General features: G+C 70.3%; 18 protein-coding genes. 8 read left to right on the forward strand and 10 right to left on the reverse strand.

All coding sequences use genetic code 11. From position 1 onward, the window contains the following. Positions 1-21: 21 nt before the first annotated feature. The 3 genes from H4W81_RS24545 (at position 22) to H4W81_RS24555 (ending at position 3,754) form a co-directional block, all read left to right on the forward strand. Positions 22-1,170: an FAD-dependent oxidoreductase gene (locus tag H4W81_RS24545; protein WP_192776962.1), complete on the forward strand. Its 1,149-nt coding sequence runs from the start codon at positions 22-24 to the stop codon at positions 1,168-1,170. A 25-nt stretch (positions 1,171-1,195) separates the two neighbouring features. Then, a complete protein-coding gene (locus H4W81_RS24550; protein ID WP_192776963.1) occupies positions 1,196-2,638 on the forward strand; it encodes an MDR family MFS transporter in 1,443 nt (480 codons plus the stop codon). A gap of 120 nt (positions 2,639-2,758) precedes the next feature. Beyond that, positions 2,759-3,754 (forward strand): alpha/beta fold hydrolase, encoded by a 996-nt coding sequence (locus H4W81_RS24555; RefSeq protein WP_192776964.1) that lies wholly within the window; start codon positions 2,759-2,761, stop codon positions 3,752-3,754. A 189-nt stretch (positions 3,755-3,943) separates the two neighbouring features. Here the strand turns inward: H4W81_RS24555 and H4W81_RS24560 are convergent, their stop codons facing one another. From H4W81_RS24560 to H4W81_RS24580, 5 genes are all read right to left on the reverse strand, one after another. Next, entirely contained in the window at positions 3,944-4,234 is a 291-nt protein-coding gene (locus H4W81_RS24560) for an STAS domain-containing protein (protein ID WP_192776965.1), read from the reverse strand. Further along, a complete protein-coding gene (locus H4W81_RS24565; RefSeq protein WP_192776966.1) occupies positions 4,227-4,499 on the reverse strand; it encodes a hypothetical protein in 273 nt (90 codons plus the stop codon). The genes H4W81_RS24560 and H4W81_RS24565 overlap by 8 nt, the downstream gene beginning before the upstream one ends. Positions 4,500-4,654: 155 nt before the next feature. Next, positions 4,655-4,810, reverse strand: coding sequence for an SDR family NAD(P)-dependent oxidoreductase (locus tag H4W81_RS24570; RefSeq protein ID WP_192776967.1), 156 nt, complete (start codon positions 4,808-4,810; stop codon positions 4,655-4,657). Between the two features lie 75 nt (positions 4,811-4,885). Further along, positions 4,886-7,357 carry an ABC transporter permease gene (locus H4W81_RS24575; protein WP_192776968.1) on the reverse strand — a complete coding sequence of 824 codons (2,472 nt, stop codon included), beginning with the start codon at positions 7,355-7,357 and terminating at the stop codon, positions 4,886-4,888. Beyond that, complete coding sequence (locus tag H4W81_RS24580) at positions 7,351-8,079, reverse strand: ABC transporter ATP-binding protein (RefSeq protein ID WP_225958781.1); 729 nt, start codon at positions 8,077-8,079, stop codon at positions 7,351-7,353. The genes H4W81_RS24575 and H4W81_RS24580 overlap by 7 nt, the downstream gene beginning before the upstream one ends. 63 nt (positions 8,080-8,142) lie before the next feature. On the opposite strand from H4W81_RS24580, the gene H4W81_RS24585 reads away from it, so the two are divergent. Both H4W81_RS24585 and H4W81_RS24590 read left to right on the forward strand, forming a co-directional pair. Then, positions 8,143-9,726 (forward strand): AAA family ATPase, encoded by a 1,584-nt coding sequence (locus H4W81_RS24585; protein WP_192776969.1) that lies wholly within the window; start codon positions 8,143-8,145, stop codon positions 9,724-9,726. After that, complete coding sequence (locus tag H4W81_RS24590; RefSeq protein WP_192776970.1) at positions 9,719-10,840, forward strand: helix-turn-helix transcriptional regulator; 1,122 nt, start codon at positions 9,719-9,721, stop codon at positions 10,838-10,840. The genes H4W81_RS24585 and H4W81_RS24590 overlap by 8 nt, the downstream gene beginning before the upstream one ends. A 552-nt stretch (positions 10,841-11,392) precedes the next feature. Here the strand turns inward: H4W81_RS24590 and H4W81_RS24595 are convergent. The 4 genes from H4W81_RS24595 to H4W81_RS50130 all read right to left on the reverse strand — a co-directional run bounded on the left by H4W81_RS24595 (position 11,393) and on the right by H4W81_RS50130 (position 13,511). Continuing rightward, positions 11,393-11,740 (reverse strand): DoxX family protein, encoded by a 348-nt coding sequence (locus H4W81_RS24595; protein ID WP_192776971.1) that lies wholly within the window; start codon positions 11,738-11,740, stop codon positions 11,393-11,395. A 95-nt stretch (positions 11,741-11,835) separates the two neighbouring features. Further along, entirely contained in the window at positions 11,836-12,720 is an 885-nt protein-coding gene (sigJ, locus tag H4W81_RS24600; RefSeq protein WP_192776972.1) for an RNA polymerase sigma factor SigJ, read from the reverse strand. A gap of 71 nt (positions 12,721-12,791) precedes the next feature. Further along, a complete protein-coding gene (locus H4W81_RS24605; RefSeq protein WP_192776973.1) occupies positions 12,792-12,944 on the reverse strand; it encodes a hypothetical protein in 153 nt (50 codons plus the stop codon). Positions 12,945-13,001: 57 nt separating this feature from the next. Next, on the reverse strand, positions 13,002-13,511 hold the full coding sequence (locus tag H4W81_RS50130; protein ID WP_192781016.1) for an arylamine N-acetyltransferase: 510 nt from the start codon (positions 13,509-13,511) through the stop codon (positions 13,002-13,004). Between the two features lie 23 nt (positions 13,512-13,534). On the opposite strand from H4W81_RS50130, the gene H4W81_RS24615 reads away from it, so the two are divergent. Next, the gene (locus H4W81_RS24615; protein WP_192776974.1) at positions 13,535-13,765 is read left to right on the forward strand and encodes an SbtR family transcriptional regulator; all 231 of its coding nucleotides are present in this window, start codon (positions 13,535-13,537) and stop codon (positions 13,763-13,765) included. Positions 13,766-14,118: 353 nt separating this feature from the next. Here H4W81_RS24615 and H4W81_RS24620 read toward each other — a convergent pair whose 3' ends face one another. Continuing rightward, positions 14,119-14,697 carry a TetR family transcriptional regulator gene (locus H4W81_RS24620; protein WP_192776975.1) on the reverse strand — a complete coding sequence of 193 codons (579 nt, stop codon included), beginning with the start codon at positions 14,695-14,697 and terminating at the stop codon, positions 14,119-14,121. 462 nt (positions 14,698-15,159) lie between these two features. Between H4W81_RS24620 and H4W81_RS24625 the strand changes: the two genes are divergently transcribed. Beyond that, complete coding sequence (locus tag H4W81_RS24625) at positions 15,160-16,122, forward strand: VOC family protein (protein ID WP_192776976.1); 963 nt, start codon at positions 15,160-15,162, stop codon at positions 16,120-16,122. Positions 16,123-16,435: 313 nt separating this feature from the next. After that, positions 16,436-19,141 carry an ATP-binding protein gene (locus tag H4W81_RS24630; protein ID WP_192776977.1) on the forward strand — a complete coding sequence of 902 codons (2,706 nt, stop codon included), beginning with the start codon at positions 16,436-16,438 and terminating at the stop codon, positions 19,139-19,141.

The raw sequence follows: 19,141 nt of genomic DNA on the forward strand, positions 1-19,141 counted from the left end.
GCACATCCAGGAGGTCCCGAGATGACCGTCGCCATCTCCGGCGGCGGCCCGGCCGGACTGATGCTGGGCCTGCTGCTGGCTCGTCAGGGCATCGAAGTCACCGTGCTGGAGAAGCACGAGGACTTCCTGCACGACTTCCGGGGCGACACCATCCACCCGGCCACCATGGAGCTGCTCGACCAGCTCGGCCTGCATGACCGCTTCCACAAGATCCCTTACGGGAAGTTCCAGGACGTCGGCTTCGGCAAGGACCTGCAGATCGGCTCGCTGACCGAGCTGGGGTTGCGTTACCCGTTCGTGGCCATCGCCCCGCAGTGGGACTTCCTCAACCTCATCGCCGAGGAAGCCCAGCGCTATCCGGGTTTCACGCTGAAGATGCGGGCCGAGGTCGTCGATCCGCTGCCGGAGGGCGGGGTGCGCTACCGCGACCGCGATGGTGAGCACGAGCTGCGGGCCGACCTCACGGTGGCCTGCGACGGCCGCGACTCCCTGTTGCGAGCAAGGGCCGGGCTGCCGGTGCGGAACATCGGCGCGCCCTTCGACGTGGCGTGGTTCCGCCTGCCCAGGCGGGACCCTGAAGTCGAGGAGTTCTACTACCGGGTCGCGCCGTACAAGTGGATCGTCGGATTCGACCGTCGGACCTATATCCAGCTCGCCTACGTCTTCGACAAGAACAGGCGGGAGAAGCTGATCACCGACGGCATCGGGGCCTTCCGCGACGGCGTGGCGCGAGCCGTACCGGAGATCGCCGATCGCGTAGCGCTGCTGCGTTCCTGCAAGGAGGACGTGAGCTTCCTCGACGTGCAGGTCAACAGGGCCATCAGGTGGTACGGCAAGGGCCTGCTGCTGATCGGCGACACCGCTCATGCGATGTCCCCGATGGGCGGTGTGGGCGTCAACTACGCCATCCAGGACGCGGTCGGAGCCGCCAACATCCTCTGCGACGCGCTCAAGAGCGGCGGGCCGATGCCGGAGCACCTGCTGCGTGCCGTACAGAAAAGGCGCGAGCCGCCCATGGCGGTAATGCAGCGGCGGCTGGTCGAGCCCGCGCTGAGAGGAGAGGTCGCGAACGTGCCCAGGATGGCCACCCTGATGCGGCGCGTCCATCCGGTGCGCCGGGCCTTGATGCGGCTACTTGCAGTCGGACTCAGAAAAGAGAACATTCGATGAACGTCGTAATCGCGGAGCAGAGGCCATGACGGCGGTGGCCACGCCCGAACGCCTGGATCCCGCCCTGCTCAAGCTCGCTGGCATCGTGGTGGTGGGCGCGCTGGCCTCGTTGCTGAACACCACGATCCTCAGCGTCGCCATCGACGGCCTCGGGCGGCACTTCGACGCGCCCCTGCCGACGGTGCAGTGGGTGGCGACGGGCTACCTGCTGGCCATGGCGATGGCGATCCCGCTCACCGGCTGGTCGGTGCAGCGGTTCGGCACGAAGGCGATGTGGTTGTCGGCGCTGTCGCTCTTCCTCACCGCGTCGGTGCTGTGCGGCCTGGCCTGGTCGATCGAGACTCTGATTGCCTTCCGGGTGCTGCAGGGGCTGGCGGGCGGCATGATCCTGCCGCTGGCCCAGACGATCCTGGCTCAGGCCGCCGGACCGTCGCGGTTCGGGCGGGTCATGGCGCTGGTGGCGATCCCGGGCCAGCTCGCACCGATCATCGGCCCGGTCCTGGGCGGCGTGCTCATCGACGGCGCGGGCTGGCGCTGGGTTTTCTTCGTCAACGTGCCGGTGGTTGGCCTGGCGTTGCTGCTTGCCTGGCGCGCGATGCCCTCCAGCCGGCCGCAGGGCCGTCCGCCGCTGGACGTCCTGGGCCTGGTCCTGCTGTCACCCGGCCTGGCCGCCCTGGTGTACGGCCTGACGCAGATCGGCGGTGCCGGAGGCAGGGGCTTCGGCAGCACCGTGTCGGTCATCAGCCTGGTGGCCGGGGTGGGACTGGTCACGGTGTTCGCCCGGCACGCCCTGCGGACCAGGGCCGCCCCCCTGCTCGATCTCCGGCTCTTCCGCCACCGCTCGTACACGCTCGTGACCACCCTGACGTTCCTGTCCGGAGCCTCGATCTTCGGGCCGATGTTCCTGTTACCGCTGTATTACCAGCAGGTTCACGGCCTGACGACCGTCGAGACCGGGCTCATGCTCGCCCCCCAGGGGATCGGCACCGCCCTGTCGCTGCTGATCGCCGGGCGGCTCAACGACCGCATCGGCGCCCGTCCCCTGGTCGTGGTCGGGCTGGTCGTCACCGTCGCGGCGACGATCCCATTCACCCAGTCCGGCACCGGCGACCTCTTCCAGATCATCACCCTGCTGATCCGCGGCATGGGATTGGGTACGGCGGGCGTGGCCATGATGGCCGGCGCCTACCAGGGACTGCGTCCCGACCAGATCCCCGGCGCGACCGGCCTGACCAATGTCGTCCAGCGCGTCGGCGGCTCGCTGGGCACCGCCGTCCTGGCCGTCGTCCTCCAACGGGCCACCCAGGACCACGGCACCCCCACCGCGCTGGAAGGCGCCTTCGGCGAAACCTTCTGGTGGACAGTCGGCTTCGCCCTCATCGCCCTCATCCCCGCATGGCTACTGCCCCGATCACGACCGGCCCCGACCGGGCCAGGTGCGCGTGGTGGCCGCGGAGCGACTCACTAACTGCGTCGTCGAGTGCGACGGTGACGCTGTGAGCTAGATCACTCACCGTGTATGTCACGGTTCGCAGCGTCAGCCCCGTCCAGACCCATGAACGCTTCCCAACCGCACCAAAGGATCACCATGGTTGCCCCTGCCAACAACACACCTCAGAACACCATCGCCCAGCCGGTGCGCAAGCGGCGCTGGCGCCGCTGGCTGGCGGCTGCGATAGCGCTGCTGGTGGCCGCGATGCTGTTCGGCGCGTACGGCTGGCAGCCGGCCGAAGACGGCCGCGCTTTCCGCTCGCCGTACCTGGCCCAGGTCGGCTCACGCTACGCCGACACCCCGATGGCCCGCTTCCACTACGTCCAGGCCGGATCCGGCACACCGGTGATCCTGCTCTCGCCCGGCGGCACCTCGGTCATCGGCTGGAAGGATCAGCTCAACGTGCTCGCCCGCGACCACACCGTGTACGTGGTCGACCTGCCAGGCCAGGGCTACACCCAGCTGAAGGACTCCGGCTTCGCCTTCGACCTGGATGCCATGGTCTCCGCCGTCAGCGCGTTCATGGACGGCCTCGGCGTACGGCAGGCCGCCCTGGCGGGCAACTCCTGGAGCGGCGGCTGGGCCCTGACCTTCGCCCAGCGCCACCCCGACCGCGTCACCAAGCTCGCCCTGCTGGACGCCACCGGACTGGACCTGCCGGGCACCCTGATGTGGGAATCCCTGAAGCTCCCCGTCATCGGCGAGCTGGCCGTCAAGCTATCCACCGGCAAGTCCACCGTCCGCAGCCTGGCCGAGGGCATGATGGTCAACAAGCAGCGCCTCACCGAGCAACTGCTGGACGAGTGGTGGGCGCCGATGACCTTCCATGACAACATCCGCGCCACCTACCTGCTCGAACGCCGTCTGGACTGGGCACAGACCGAACGCGCCCTCCCCGCCACCAAGACCCAGACCCTGGTGCTGTGGGGCAAGCAGGACACCATCCAGCCCGTCGAACGCGCCCACCGCTTCGCCGAACTGCTCCCGAACGAACAGCTCGTGATCCTGGATGGCTGCGGCCACGCTCCCCAGCTGGACTGCCCGGACCCGGTCAATCGCCACCTCCAAACCTTCTTCGCCGACTCACGGTGACCGGCGGCACCACCCGCACCCGCTCCTCATCCACCGTGAACGGTACGGCGATGAACTCGGCCACCGCGCGCCGTGCCTGCTCGTCCCCGCCGAGGGCCACGGCGACCGATTCCGCCCATTCCTGCTCGCTGATCAGGCCGAGTGTGGCCGGCCCGAGGGCCGGGGGGAGCGACCTCCGGCTCCCGCAGGTCAGGCCGGTATCGCCGCGGCCGCTTCGGCGCGGGCGGGAACCGGACGCAGGATCTGGTCCAGGCCGGTGCGGTGCAAGATATGGGCGCATCGGCCCTGCGCTCCGGCCAGCACCAGCCGGGTTCCGAGCTGCCTGGCTCGCCGATACGCTCCGACCAGCGCAGCCACACCGTCGAAGTCGCAGAACGCCACCCGGGACAGGTCCACCACGACCACGTCGGGCCGGTCGGCCAGGACGCGTCCCATCTGGGCGAAGAAGTCGCCGACGGTCGCTGCCTGAAGTTCATTCACCCTGCAAGCCGATCACCGGGCACACCTCGGAGTGCCACATCCCGATTGTCAGTCCGTCCTTCTGACCCTGGCCGCGCTCCACCGGAATCACCTCGCGTGAACCCCTGCCCGGATTCGCGTCGATCATGTGCCGGACGCCTACGCTGCCCGCGACGTCTTGAGGCACCACGGGATGCGCTCCCGCATGACCCCACAGCAGGAACAGGAACTCGCCGGCGTGCTCGCCGCCTCGGGGTTCGGCGCCGGAAGCCTCCCAGCAGCCCACTTGGACGCCCTTACCACCGCAGTCCATCAAGGCGAGGCAGCTTGCGCGCCATGCTCGGCACGGCCACGAGCGTCATCAGTGGGCGCGCGCGGACATAGGAGCCATCCCGGCCGTGGTTGGGAAGCCCGCGGATCAACCACGGCGTGAGCCTGTCATCACGTGAACAGCTGGCCGCCGTTGACGTCGATCGAGGCCGCGGTGCGGGCGGCCACGACCACCCTGGCGCCCTCCTCGCTCAGCAGACCCGCCAGAGTCCGCCCCAGTCCCGGGCCCGCACCGGTCACGACCGCCACCTTGCCATCCAGCAGCACCCGCCTACCTTACCAAGCGTTTGCTCGACAAGCCGGGCGGCGCGGCGGGCCTCGTCCGCGTCGGCCGGTGCGCGCTCATGCCCGGGGGATCGCCACTCCTCTGACACGGCTGGCGGGCAGCACAGCCGCCAGCACCGCCAGCACGAAGCAGAGGGCGATCACTCCGGTGACCGGTTCCCACGGGACGTCGATGGGGACGGAACCGGCCAGCTGCACGAGCGCGGCGTACAACCCGAGCAGCCCGAGCGCGGTGGCGACGGCCGCCAGCACCACCCCCACCGCCACCACCAGCAGCGCCTCGCCCATGACGTACCCCAGGACCTGGCGCGTGGTCGCGCCGAGCAGGCGCAGCCCGCCGCGTTCCGCCGCCCGGTCGGAGGCCGCCATCAGCAGCGTGTTGACCAGCGCGATCACGGTATAGCTGAGCATGATGCCGAGCACGGCCAGCATGCCGAGGCGGCTGGCGGAGGCACGGCGGTCGGCGGCGGTCACGGCCCAGTCAGCCTTGGTTACCGCGCGGGCGTTGTGTCCCCGGGTGGCCCGCTCGAGTGCTTCCTGCACGTCGGCGGTGGAGACGCCGGGGCGCAGCTTCACGTACGCGGCCGAGGGCAGGGCGGAGAAGGCGTGCACCTCGGTGACGTAGGAGTCCGCGGTGGAGTCGGCGTCGAGGAGCGCGACGACCTTCAGCGTGGCCTGGCTGCCGTCGGCCCGCCACAGCTTCACCCGCTGCCCCAGGCTCAGCTCCCAGGTGAGGGAGACCGCGATCGTGTCGTCTCGCAGCTCCGCGAGCGATCCGGCGGCCACGGGCACCGACAGAGCGGCCGTGAGCGTGGCCGGATTCACGGCCTCGGCAGGCCGCTTGATGAGCTGGGTGCCCCCGCCTTCGAGTGTGTAGAGGCTGGTCGACGTCACGGGAGTGACGTCCGCGCCGCGGACGGCGCGCAGACTTGCCACGAGTTGCCGGTCCAACCCGGCCGCGCGGGTGGGCAGCACCAGGTAGTCGGCGCGTACGGGGGTGGTCTGCGTCGCCGCCTTGGTGGCGTCGGTCATCGCCGCGGCGCCGAGCAGGGTCGCCGCCAGCGCCACGGTGACCAGCACCGGTGCGGCCGTGGCAGCGGTGCGCCTCGTCGATGCGATGGCGCCGGCGGGGACCACGAGGGCGCCCGCGCCGCGCAGCCGTCGGAGCGGGGTGGCGAGCAGGCTCGTGACCGGCCGGACGAAGACCGGGGCGAGCAGCCCGACGGCGGCGATGAGCAGCATGACGATGGGCATGAACGTCTTGTTGTTGGTCGCGCCGGACGGGTCGCTGACGGCGTTGACGATCATGCTGGCGACCGCGGTCGCGAGCAGGCTGCCTCCGGCGATCCAGCGCCCGGCCGTCATGGCCCTAGGCTCCAGTGCCGCCTCACGCAGCGCCTCCGCGGGCCGCACCCGGCCCGCGCGCCGGGCGGCGACGATCACGCCGAGCACGGCGACCAGCACTCCAGTGCCGAAGGCCACGTACGAGGGCGCCGCGGAGGTGGAGGGCACCAGCCAGGCGGGCGCCATTCCGAGCGCGCTCAGCCGGTCCAGGATCGGTCGGGTGGCCAGCGGGCCGATCAGCGCGCCGAGCGCGGAGGCGGTGAGCGCGACAATGATCGCCTCCCCGTACACCATGCGCCTGACCTGCCTGGCCGTCGCGCCGATGGTGCGGAGCAGGGCGAACTCGCGCTGCCGCTGCCCGACCGCGAAAGCAAAGGTTGACGAAACCACGAATATGGCGATGAATGCCGCGAAACCGGCGGCAATGCCGACGATCGTGTTGGCGTTGTTGCGGGCCTGCTCGTCAGCCTCGCGGAACGGGTCGAGCAACGCCCGTTCTTGGCCGGTCAGCACCTTGACCTTGGTTGAGACCGCAGGGGTCGCGGCCTTGCCGGCGGCCGTCTCGGACGCGCCCAGGGCGGCGCGGACCTCGGCGGCAGGCCTCCACAGAGCCAGCGCGTCGATCCGCGGGGACAGCGCGGCTGCCCGGCGGTCGGTGAAGAACACGGTGTGCTGCGGGCCCGCGGCGGCCAGCCCCACCACCCGGTACGCCTGGGCCCCCGCCGCGGTCACCACGTGCACCCGCCGGCCCACCTGAGCGCCGCCGGTGACCACGATCTCGTCGTCCCTGGCGGGTGCCCTTCCCGACGACAATGGCTGCGGCGCCGTACGGGCGGCCGACCAGGGACGGCCAACGGCGGGCGGGCCGCCGGCGAGCTGGGCGGGAAAGACTCGATCCACCACGGCCCCGGGCAGGCGGGCAGCCAGCTCGGGAGCGAGCCCCCGTGGCTCGGCCAGCGGGGCGCTGCTCTCTCCCAGCCAGTTCTTCACGCTGAGGCGCTCATCGGGCACAACCACGACGGGCGCGGCGGCGTACCGCTGCGGAGCCCGGTCAGGCGAGGAGATGCTGGAGGTGAGCACCTGACCGAGCGCGGCCATCAGGGCCGCGCCGAGCGCCAAGGCGACGAACGTGCCCGCGAAGGACAACCACCGGGTACGCAGCGTGGACCACGCGATTGTCAGCACGATGCCTCCAACTGCAGCATCCGGGTGGCGATCAGCTCGGCGCTCGGGTCGTGCAACTCCCCGTAGACCCGGCCGTCGGCCAGGAACACCACGCGGTCGGCGTAGGAGGCCGCCACCGGGTCGTGGGTGACCATGATGATCGTCTGCGCCTGCCTGTCGACCAGGTCGCGCATCAGGCGCAGCACGTCGCGGCTGGTGTTCGCGTCCAGGGCGCCGGTGGGCTCATCGGCGAACAGCACGGCGGGGCGGCTGACCAGCGCCCGGGCGATGGCGACGCGCTGCTGCTGGCCGCCGGACATCTCGGCGGGGCGGTGGTTCATGCGCTCGGCCAGGCCCACCGCGGCCAGGCCGTGGCGTACCTGCTGGGGATCGGGCCGGCGGCCGGCCAGGCGCAGCGGCAGCGCGACGTTCTGGGCGGCGGTGAGCGAAGGCAGCAGGTTGAAGGACTGGAACACGAACCCGATCCGATCGCGCCGCAGCAGCGTCAGCTTCCTGTCGTTGAGCGTCGCCAGGTCCCGGCCGTCCACCACGACCCGCCCCGAGCTCGGCCGATCGAGTCCGGCGGCGCACTGCAGCAAGGTCGACTTGCCCGACCCTGATGGTCCCATCACAGCGGTGAACGTGCCGGCGCCGAAGCCGATCGACACGTCCTCCAGTGCCGTGACGCCGTGCGCGTAGTGTTTGGTGACCGCGATCAGATCGACCGTTTGCATGGGATTCATGGCTGACGACGCTATGAAGGTTCATAGCCGGGCGGTATCGGACAAGCGACTAGGATTCGTCGGGTGCTTCGAGGGCGGGAGTCTGATCAGCAGGCCATTGACGTGCTGCTCGATCAGGCGCGGGGAGGACATTCCGGCGTTCTGGTGATCGAGGGGGAGCCGGGGATCGGCAAGACCGCGCTGCTGGCGTACGCCGAGGAGCGCGCGCAGGACATGGACGTGCTGCGCGGTCTGGGCATCGAGACGGAGGCCGACATCCCGTTCGCCTCGCTGCACCTGCTCCTGCGCCGCCGGCTCGACCGCCTCGACACCCTGCCCGGACGCCAGGCCGCGGCTCTGGCGGGCGCTCTGGGCGTGGCGCCCACGAGAAGCGACGATCATTTCCATGTCGGCCTGGCGGTGCTGTCGTTACTGGCGGAGCTGGCCGAAGACCGGCCCCTGCTGTGTCTGGTCGACGATGCGCACTGGCTGGATCAGGCCTCGGCGCGCGCGCTGCGCTTCGCCGCGCACCGGCTGCACGCGGAAGGCATCGTGATGCTGTTCGGCACACGCGGCGGCTTCGACTCCGCGGGCCTGCCCGAACGACGGCTGACCGGCCTCAACGATCAGAGCGCCGCCCAGGTGCTCGCCGACGCCGCACCAGCACTCACCGGCCCGATGCGCATGCGGATCATCAAGGAGAGCGCGGGCAATCCGCTCGCGCTGCTCGAACTACCCCACACCACCGGCTTGCCGGCCTACGACCACAGCCCGCTGCCGTTGCCGGAGCGCCTACGTCTGGCCTACGCCGCCCGGATCGGCCTGCTGCCGCCGGACGCCCAGACCGCGCTGCTGGTCACCGCCTTGGCCGACGACGGCGATCTGGACGTGATCAGGAGGACGTGCGCCGAACTCGGCATCGAACCCGCCGCCCTGGGAGCGGCCGAGCGCTCCGGGCTGGTCAGGATCGCCGGACGGCACGTGTGGTTCGCCCACCCGCTCATGCGTGCGGCCTCCTTCCAGCTGAGCACGTACGACCAGCGGTCAGAGGTGCACAGGATCCTGGCCGGCCTCCTCGCGGACCGGCCCGACCGGCAGACCTGGCACCTGGCCGCCGCCGCCACGGGACCGGACGAGACGGCCGCGGGGGCTCTGGAGGAGATGGCCCGGCGGGCCAGGGACCGCGGGGCGAACGTCAGCGCCGCCGCCGCGTTCGAGCGGGCGGCGGAGCTGAGCGAGGATCCGGAGCTCAAGGGACGCAGGCTGCTCGCGGCCGCCGTGGACGCCACCGAGGAAGGACAGCTGCAACGAGCCCAGCAGCTCATCGAGGCCGCCACCGGCCTCGTGCCGGACGCGTCGGCCCGCGCCACGTTCCCCATGCTGCGGGCCAGGATCGCCTTCGGTCGGGGCGACCCGAACCTCGCCCACGACCTGCTGCTCAAAGGGGCGGCCGACGTGACCGCCGACGACCGCGCCGCCGCCGGTTTGATGGTGGTCGAAGCCGCACGCAACGCCCACAGGCTCGGCGACGCCGACCGGCTCGTCGAGGCCGCGGCCCGCCTACGCGCGCTGGACCTGCGCGCGGAAGACGACCTCGACCTCGCCAGGCAGTCCGCCCTGGGAACGGCACTGCTGCTGACCGAAGGCCCTGGGGCCGATCATGCGTGAGCTGGTGACCAAAGGCCGCCAGATCACCTCCGACATGCACTCACGCCGGATCAACGCCTCCTACTTCGCCCTCCAGACGGGTGACTTCCAGGCTGCGTGGGAAATCGCCCGCGCCGCCGCCGACGAATGCCGGGCCAATGGAGAGATCGGCAAGCTCGCCGTGCTCTACATCACGCTCGCCACCAGCGAGATCTTCCTCGACAGGTTCACGGACGCCATGGCGACCGCCAGTGAGGGACTGCAACTCACCGCCGAGACCGGCAGGCCGAGCCGGGCCGGTTGCATGCACGGCATCCTCGCCTGGATCGCCGCCGCCCGTGGGGACGCGGACCGGTGTGCCGAGCTGGCGACCGCCGCGCACCGCCACTACGACGCCAACGGGATCGTCAACGGACTGGCCTGGGCGCAGTGGGCGCAGGCGCTGCTGGATCTGGGCCAGGGCCGCTTCGCCGAAGCGCTGGACCGGCTGGAGGGCGCTCTGGCCGGGCCCGTGGGCCACCGGTTCCAGGCCGTTCACTTCGCTCCCGACCTGATCGAAGCCGCCGCCCGGCTGGGACTGCCCGCCGACGGGCCGCTGCGCCACTACGAGACGTGGGCCGCGGCCTCCGGCCTCGAGTGGGCCCAGGCCGTCGCATACCGCTGCCGAGCCCTGCTGGAACCCGATGGGGATCGCGCACACGAGTACTTCCGCGCCGCCGTACGACTGCACGCCGGCAGTGGCCGCCCTTGGGAGTCGGCGCGCACCGCGCTGGTCTACGGTGAACGCATGCGCAGGGAACGGCAGAAGAGCGCCGCCCGCACCCACCTGCGTGGCGCGCTCGAAACCTTCCAGCGCCTGGACGCCCGGCCTTGGGCGGAACGCGCCACAAACGAACTCCGCGCGGCCGGCGACACCAGCCTCTCCGCCGCCGGCGCCGATTCCCTCTCGACGCTGTCCCCGCAGGAACTGCAGATCGTCCGCCTGGCCGCCGCCGGCCGCACCAACAAGGAGATCGGCGCCCAGCTCTTCCTCAGCCCCAAGACCGTCAGCTACCACCTCTACCGCGCCTTCCCCAAGCTCAACGTGACCAGCCGGGCCCAGCTGGCCGGACTCGATTTGGGGGTCGTCCCGTAGGTCCGCGAGGCCTCCTGCGGGTCGACGCCGCCAAGGGCGAACGCAACGCCGCGCTTCATCCAGGCGGGGCAGCCGAGACAAGGTCCGGTTCACCATCGGCAGACTCGAGGCCCTTCTCTAGCTCTTCTGCGGGCACCCGGCATACCAAACCCCTGTAAGGTGCTCCTTATTACTGCACAAGGCTCGCAATAACGAAGGGGACGCATATGTCGGATCCATCGTTATCTGGGGTAGTTAGCCTCTTCCTGCAGGATCGTCCGGGGGACGTTTGCATGGGGGGTCGTTCGTGAAACACCCGGCCGCGCGACAACGCACCTGCAGCGACTGTTTCATGAGTTGTTGCAAAACGGCTGACACCCACATGAAACAGTCCGGGTCGCGAGCGACGACTCAAGCACGTGGAATCGCACGACTGCCCGATGTCCACCTGCGCCGCCCCCACGGGCTCCCCCATGCCGAACCGGCAAGGGCAAGTGGCGATCCAACTCGCCAAGGCACTCAACGTGCCGAGCCCTCCCGTACGGAGGCCGGGCTCGGTGTGGATCGGCAGACTCAGCGGCACGTCAAGTCGACGGCCAGGGCGGCCACCGCCGCGCAGAAGAAGAGGGTCCAGGGGGCGAAGTGGTGGTCGTCAGCCCGTAGGTGTGCTGCGAATGCGCCGAGGAAGTACAGTACGAGGCCGCTGGCGGCGAGCGTGCCCAGGATCGGTACGGCGATTCCGGCCAGCAGCCCCAGCGCCCCGGCGGCCAGCAGCACGCCCAACGGGCGTATCCAGGACCGGGGCACGCCCAACTTGTCCGCCTGGCTCTTGGGGTAGTCGTGGCTGATGAGGTTGGCGATGGCTGCCATGCCGTTGAGCGCCGCAGCGAGGAGCGTGATCGTGAGATAGACGGCGAACATCGAGGTTTTCCCTTTCCATGAGAACGATCGGCTGGTTGATCGCCTCACGGACGAGACGGCTGCCCAAGGAGTGACGGGTCACCGTGTGATCTGTGTTACAGCGCGACGCTGGTCAGCTTCTCCGGATTGCTGACCACATGGATCACCTCGATCGCCCCCTTTACCAGGTGGAAGGTGACCGCCAGCACCGGTGTGCGCCCCGCGTGGATGATGATTCCCGGGCCGTCGTTGACCTGGAATACCTGCGCCCGCGAGCCGTGCGGCCGGTGTGCCGACAGGATGAGGACGGCGCGGGCCACACGCTCGCGGCCGTGGATGGCTGTGCGGGGGGCGCCGGTGAATCCGCCGCCGTCGCTCACCATGGTCACATCCGGCGCCAATACCTCCATCAGGGCCTTCAGGTCGCCGCCGAGACAGGCTGCCAGAAACCGCTCGGTGGCCTGCCGCCTGGTCGCTTGATCGGTGTCATAGCGGCGGTGCCGCGTCTCCACCGCCTTCCTGGCGCGGAGCGCTATCTGGCGCACCGTCGCATGTTTGCGCCCGACGAAGTGCGCTATCTCGTGGTGGCCGTACCCGAAGGCCTCGCTGAGCACGAATACCGCGCGTTCCACCGGGGAGAGCGTTTCGAGCACCAGCAGCATCGCGGTCGACACCGACTCCTTAAGGAGCACGTTCTGCGCGGCATCCGAATCAGTCAGAATCGGCTCGGGCAGCCACGATCCCACATAGGACTCTCGGCGCACGCGTGCACTTCGAAGCCGGTCGATCGCCAGCCGGGTGGTCACCCGGACCAGATAGCCTTCGGTGTCCGCGACGGTCGCCACATCGACGCGGCTCCAGCGCAACCAAGCGTCCTGCACCACGTCTTCGGCTTCGGTGACACTGCCGAGCACCCGGTAGGCCACAGCGTGCAGCAGACTGCGGTGCTCGGCGAACGCCCGCTCGATTGGTGACGAGTGGACCTCTGGGCGGCCGTGCATCGCAGTCCTTCCTGTGCCGCGCCCTCATCTGGGCGTCTTGGCGCCTGCCGTCGGCGAGTTCTTACCAGCGGTCATGTGCTGCGTCTGCTCGGCCGATCGCCCGGGCGGCCGCGGCGGCGGGCCGCCGAGTTCATCATCGCCCGTGTCACGGCGTCGTGCAGCAACCGCAGTGGGGCGTAGTAGAGCGTGCGGGGCCAGCCCTTGAGCGTGACCGCGGTCGTCACGTGTATCAAGCCGGGTGTGACGCCGACCGTGACGGCGAAGCGCAGGTGCCGGTCCGGTCATCGGTGTCGATGACCGGCACGCCGTCGATCACCCGCTGACCGCCAGCATCGCCGGATCTCCGGGCGGGAGTCGCAGCGCTCTCGCGGCGAGCTCAGGCACCGCGAACAACCCTTTAACCCATGGTCGTCGAGCGGGACGAGGAAGTGCGTGGAGAGCGTTCTGGCAAGCTCGTCTGCGTCGCCGATCGTGCGGGACGTCCCGCCGTCGGCGCCCAGCCGGCGCAGCGTACGTGGCAGCAGGACCAAGGTGTGCCCGGCGATCGGCCGGGCGGCCACGAGCGTGGTGACATACGTCGACTCGGCGGAGGTGGACAGTTCCCGGGAGCGGGCGGCGAAGTCGGCGATCTCGCGCGGCTGCAGCCGGAAGTCGTAGGAGGCGATTGTCCCGCCGGGGTGGTGGTGGAAGCGCCAGGTGTCCGGATCGAGCCGCTCCAGCCGGTAGGTCAGGCTCCCCTGGGCGTGCGGCCCCTCGCGCAGCGGCAGCGGCTCGACGAAGCCGTCCCCGATGCCTGCTGAAGATCCTCGACCGGGTGGTCCGCCGTGCCCAGGCCGACGGTGACCTGCGCGACGACGTGGACGCCGGCGACCTGGCGCTGATGATGGCCCTGCTGCTGCGGCCGATCCCCGGCCTGCGTGCCGAGCTCACCCAGCGCAGCGTGGACCGCTACCTGGCGCTCATGCTCGACGGCCTGCGTGCCGGCCCGGACATCCAGCGCCTGCCCGACAGCGGCATCGGCCTGGCCGACTTCGGCGGCGCCTGATGGCCACCTTCACCAGTGGTCAGCCCTGATCCATCCGGGTCAGCGCGCCCCGCCGAACTCATCACGAGGTAGGACCCGGTGCCGGTCTCGATGAGGTTGCCGCCGAGGGTGAGCCGGTCACAGCCGCTACTCGTTCTACCGGCACCAACTCGGCGGGACCCGGCGCCCGCTCCGCGATCCCGGCACTGATGATGCAGACGAGAACGGGGATGACGAAAGCCCGACCGACCGCGAGCCGGCGCCGTTGTTGTCCGGGTCCAGCCCCACTCCGACGGTTGGGACGCCGACATCACCGAGGGAGCGGTAGATCTAGCACAACCTTTCTCTGGATCGCACGGACCTGAGCGGGCGGCCTACAGGCTGAGGCCGGACTCCAGGTGCGCCAGCGCCCGGTCGATCTCGGCGGGCCCGTCCAAACCGGGATTCTGTGCCCACTGCGCCCAGACCATGGCCACGACGCCGAAGACCGCGCCGATGGCGTTCCGTATCCGCGGGTCGTCCCCGGCACATCCGGCTCTGTCCGCCACGACGGCGCAGACCTCGCGGATCAGGCCCGGACTCTTGCGCAGGTTGGCGACCAACAGCTCGGGCACGGTGGCCGCGAACACCTCCCGCTCGTGCCCTGCGGCGATCTCTTCGGCGGACAGGGTGGCGAACGCCGCACGGAACGCGCCGCGCAGCACGGTGACCGGTGCGCCCGGCGGCTGTGAGGCCAGCGCCTCGACCAGAGGTGGGAAGCGGTCGAGCGTGACCAGGTCTTCCTTGGTCGGGAAGTAGCGAAAGAAGGTGGCCGGGGAAATCTCTGCCGCCTCGGCGATCTGCTCGACAGTGGTGGCGTTGTAGCCGCGCTCGCGGAAGAGCCTGAAGGCTTCGCGCAGGATCGTTTCCCGGGTCCTGGCCTTCTTGCGTTCGCGCAGCCCACTGTCAGTCATGCAAGAAATCTTACTCTACACCCAAGTGATGGTTTACTCTCTTTAGCGAGTCATTTCTCAAATTGGAGCGGGGGAACCTTGTCTGTTCGCAACGCCCGAAGGTGGTGGTCGCTAGGAGCCGCTCAACCTCGCGGTCCTCGCCGTTGGTCTTCCGGTCACCCTGCTCAACCTGCCGACCCTGGCCGACGCTCTGGGCGCCTAGCCGCGGATCTGCAATGGTTCGTCGCGGCCTTCCTGCTGACTGCTGCTGACAGGGCCGCCGGGCGACCGTTTCGGCCGCAAAAGGATGCCGGTCGGCGCTCTGGCGGTGTACGGGGCGGGTTCGGTCGCGGCCGCGCACGCTCCGGCGGCGGGCGACGCCTCCTCGCCGAAGGGCTTACCGGAAAGCGCGTCAATGGCTAGACGTCGCCTCCGGGCCACCTGATCGAACGCTTTCACCTATGACCACGGAGGTAGCCCGTTATGGGCGATGACATCAACGGCCTGCACCATGTCGGCCACATCGTGCGGGACATGGACCAGGCGATGGAGCGGTACCGGCAGCTCGGCTTCGCCGTGCCGGCGCCCGCCTATCCCGTCCTTCCGGCCGTCGGCGGAGGCCCCGCCGAGCCGTTCGGGGTGGCCAACACCCACGTGCACTTCCCCGGCAATTTTGTCGAATTGGTGACCGTCATCGACGACACCGGCCGCATGCCCGGCGAGGCGCGCCCCATCCCGCTGCAGGTGCCCGACGACAAGCTGCCAGGGCTGATGGCCGCCATCCGCGCCACCGCCGCGAACATCACATCCTTCCTCCAGCGCTTCCAGGGCGTGCACATCATGATCGCCGATACGCCCGACATCGACAGCGTCGCCGCACGGCTGACGGCCGTCGGCGTCAGCCACGGCGGCGTGCACAACATCCAGCGACCCGTCGAGACCAGCACGGGGACCAGGATGGAGCCTGCCCGCTACCTGGAGATCTCCGATCCCCAACTGCCTCCGGGGCGCGTGCCAGAAGGCAGGATCGGGTTCGCCGAGAACACGCCGGTCGAGGCGCCCCAGGACCAGCGGCACACCGACCACCCCAACGGCGCGACCGGGCTGGTCGAATGCGTGCTGTGCGTCGCCGACACGGCGTTGCCCGAGCTGGAGCAGCGCTACAGCACCTACTTCGGCCAGGCACGGGATGGCAAGGTGACGCGTTTCGACCGGGCGAGCGTCACCGTCGTGGCCGCATCAGCGCTCGCCGACCTACTGCCCGGCGAGCGTCCAGCGCCCCTTCCGGCGTTCGTGGCCTACGCGGTGTCCGTACGCGACATCGCCGCCACCGAGCGGCTCCTGCGCGACAACGACGTCCCGGTCACCCGAACTGGTCCCGAAGAGATGTTCGTGCCGGCCGACGCCGCGCTGGGTGTCGCGATCATCTTCCGTCAGGATGGCTGAGGCCACCTCCGCACACATGCTGGCCGAGTCGAGGTCCTGGCCGTCTTCGCAGCGCTGATGGTGGGCCCGGACCAAGGTGGGCGCGATCAGCGCATCCGCACTGACCGCGCTGCAGCGCGGCGACGGACCCGACGAGGTACGGAACGCCATGCGGCAGGCCATGGCCTTGGTGGCGCAATCCGTCACATGACCGCGTCCATTCCAGCCAGATTGGCTCGGTCGGTCCTCCTCCTCTCCGTCGTGGCCGAGGGCGGGTGAGCGCCTTTGCGTCAACACTGGTTACATTTCCGGACAACCGTTTTCTTGGAGTGCCATGTTGTACGGGCGTCAGGCGGAGCAGTCGGTCATCGGCGGGTTGCTGGAGGGTCGGTCCGGCGCTCTGGTGGTGCGTGGCGAGGCGGGCATCGGCAAGTCGGCTCTCCTGGAGTCCTCCGCAGCGAAAGCGCGGGCGCGGGTACTGCGGGTGACCGGTGTCGAGTCCGAGGCGGATCTGCCGTTCGCCGCCTTGCACCTGCTGCTGCGCCCGGTCGTCGATCACATTGAGGCGCTGCCGCCGCAGCAGGCGGAGGCGTTGCGCGGCGCGCTTGGTCTCGGTGGCGCCACCCGGGGCGACCCTTTCCTTGTCGGGCTGGCGACGCTCAGCCTGCTTGTGGAGCTGTCGGCGGCGGGCCCGGTGGTGTGCCTGGTTGACGACGCGCAGTGGCTGGACGGTGAGTCGGCCGACGCGTTGCTGTTCGCCGCGCGCCGCCTGCATGCCGAGCCCGTCGTCGTCCTGTTCGGCGCGCGTGAGGGCGACTTCCCCGCGCGGGGTCTGCCCGAGCTGCGGCTGGGCAAGCTGGACACCGAGGCCGCTCAGAAGCTTCTCGCCGAGCAGGCGGTGGATCTGCCGCCGGCCGTACGCGACCAACTGGTGGCCGAGGCCGGGGGTAACCCGCTGGCGCTGGTCGAGCTGCCACGCATGCTCACCGCCGAGCAGCGCAGGGGCGCCCTCGTCCCGCTGTCGTTCTCCCTCGGTACGGCGCAGCCGGTGACGGACAGGGTGCTGACCGGTTTCCGCGATCGGATCGCGGCGCTGCCCGACGCCACCCGCTCCTGCCTGCTGGTGGCGGCCCTCGATCACCACGACGAGCTGGACGTGCTCGCGCGCGCCGTCGGCCTGCTCGGAGCCTCGCTGGCCGACTTCGCCGAAGCCGAGCGAGCGGGCCTGGTGCGGGTGGGCTTAGGGGGCGTGGCCTTCCATCACCCGCTGGTGCGTACCGCAGTGCTGCTGGGCTGTGACATCGCCGCCCGGATGGCCGCGCACCGGGCGCTGGCCGAGACGGTCGACGACGACCGGCGAGCCTGGCACCTGGCCGCCGTCACCCGGCAACCCGACGAGGAGGTGGCCGGGAGAATGGAGGACCTGGCGCTGCGCGCACGACAGCGCGGCGGGCAGACGGCGGTGTCGGCGGCGTACGCACGCGCGGCCGAACTGTCTGCCGACCCCGCCGAGGCTGTACGCCGGTGGACGGCCGCAGCCGGGGCCGCGGCCGAGGCAGGCCTGTGGCAGCGCGCGGGTGAACTGGTGGACAGGGCGCGCCACCAGATCGGGACGACGACGCCGACAGGCACCGTCCTGGCAGAGCTCGCCTACGTGCGCGCGAAGCTGGAGATCGAGGCAGGCCGGCCGCTGCAGGGGGTGCGGCTGCTGCTCGATGGAGCCGAGGCAACCGACGATCTGAGCGTCAGGCTGTCGCTGCTCAGCATGGCGGGCTTCTACACCTGGGCCAGCGCGTCCCACCCCGACCAGGTCGCGCTGGCCAGACGTACCGAGGAACTGTGCCCGGACGGCGACGGGCTGGCCGCTATGGTGCGCACGATCAACCACGCCTTCCGCCTGATCCTCGAGGGTGACGCCGTGACCACGCTCACCTACCCCATGCCGGACCAGACCGAACGCATACCGTTCGAGGTGCGCTTCATCATCGCCTACCAGAGCATGGTCCGAGCCGACCTCGACGGCATGCTGGATGGCTCGGCCCAGCTCGTCGAGGACTGCCGGGCCGAGGGACGCCTGGGACGCATGCCCCAGGCCATGACGATCTTCACCATCGCGCAACTCCTCAGCGGACACCACCGCTCCGCGCGAGCCACCGTGGCCGCGGGTCTGGCCCTGGCCACCGACGTCGGCCAGCCGCAGTGGCGCAGCTACCTGGCGGGCGTGCACGCCTGGCTGTCGGCGGTCGCCGGCGCGCAGGAGGAATGCGTGGCGATGGCCGCGCAAGCCATCCGGGACGCCGACCACCGCAGGTGGATGCCGGGATCCTGCTGGGCCGAGTACGCCCTCGCGGCACTGGACTTCGGGCTGGGCCGCTACGATGCGGTGCTCGACCGGTGGGACCGGGCCATGTCCGGTCCCACCCGCCATGCCTTCCTGTGGCGGTATTCCTGGCCGGACTACATCGAGGCCGCCGTCCGGGTCGGGGATCCGCAGCGTGCCCGGGACCAGCTCCGTCGCTACACGGAGTGGGCCGAGGCCACCGGCCGGTCCAGGCCGCTTGCCGTACTGCACCGGGTCCGTGCGCTGCTGGCCCCGGACAGCGCGGCAGGCGGACTGTACGAACGAGCACTGGCCCTGCACGCCGAAGGCGACCAGCCCTTCGACGAGGCACGCACCCGCCTGGTCTATGGAGAGTGGCTGCGCCGCCACAAGCGCCGCGCCGAGGCACGTACTCACCTCCAGGCCGCCATGGAAGCCTTCGACCGGCTCGGCGCGACCCCGTGGGCTGCCCGCGCCACCGCCGAACTGCGCGCCACCGGACTCTCCCAGCCGGACCGCTCCCGTGCCGGAGATCCACTGGACGTGCTGACACCGCAGGAGCTCCAAGTGGTACGGCTGGCCGTCACCGGCGCATCCAACCGCGAGATCGGCGCGCAGCTGTTCCTCAGCCCGCGCACGGTCGCCTCTCACCTGTACAAGGCCTTTCCCAAGCTGGGCGTCTCCTCGCGCGCCGAGCTGGCCAGGCTGGAGCTGGCATAG

Source organism: Nonomuraea africana, from assembly GCF_014873535.1.
GTDB lineage: Bacteria > Actinomycetota > Actinomycetes > Streptosporangiales > Streptosporangiaceae > Nonomuraea > Nonomuraea africana.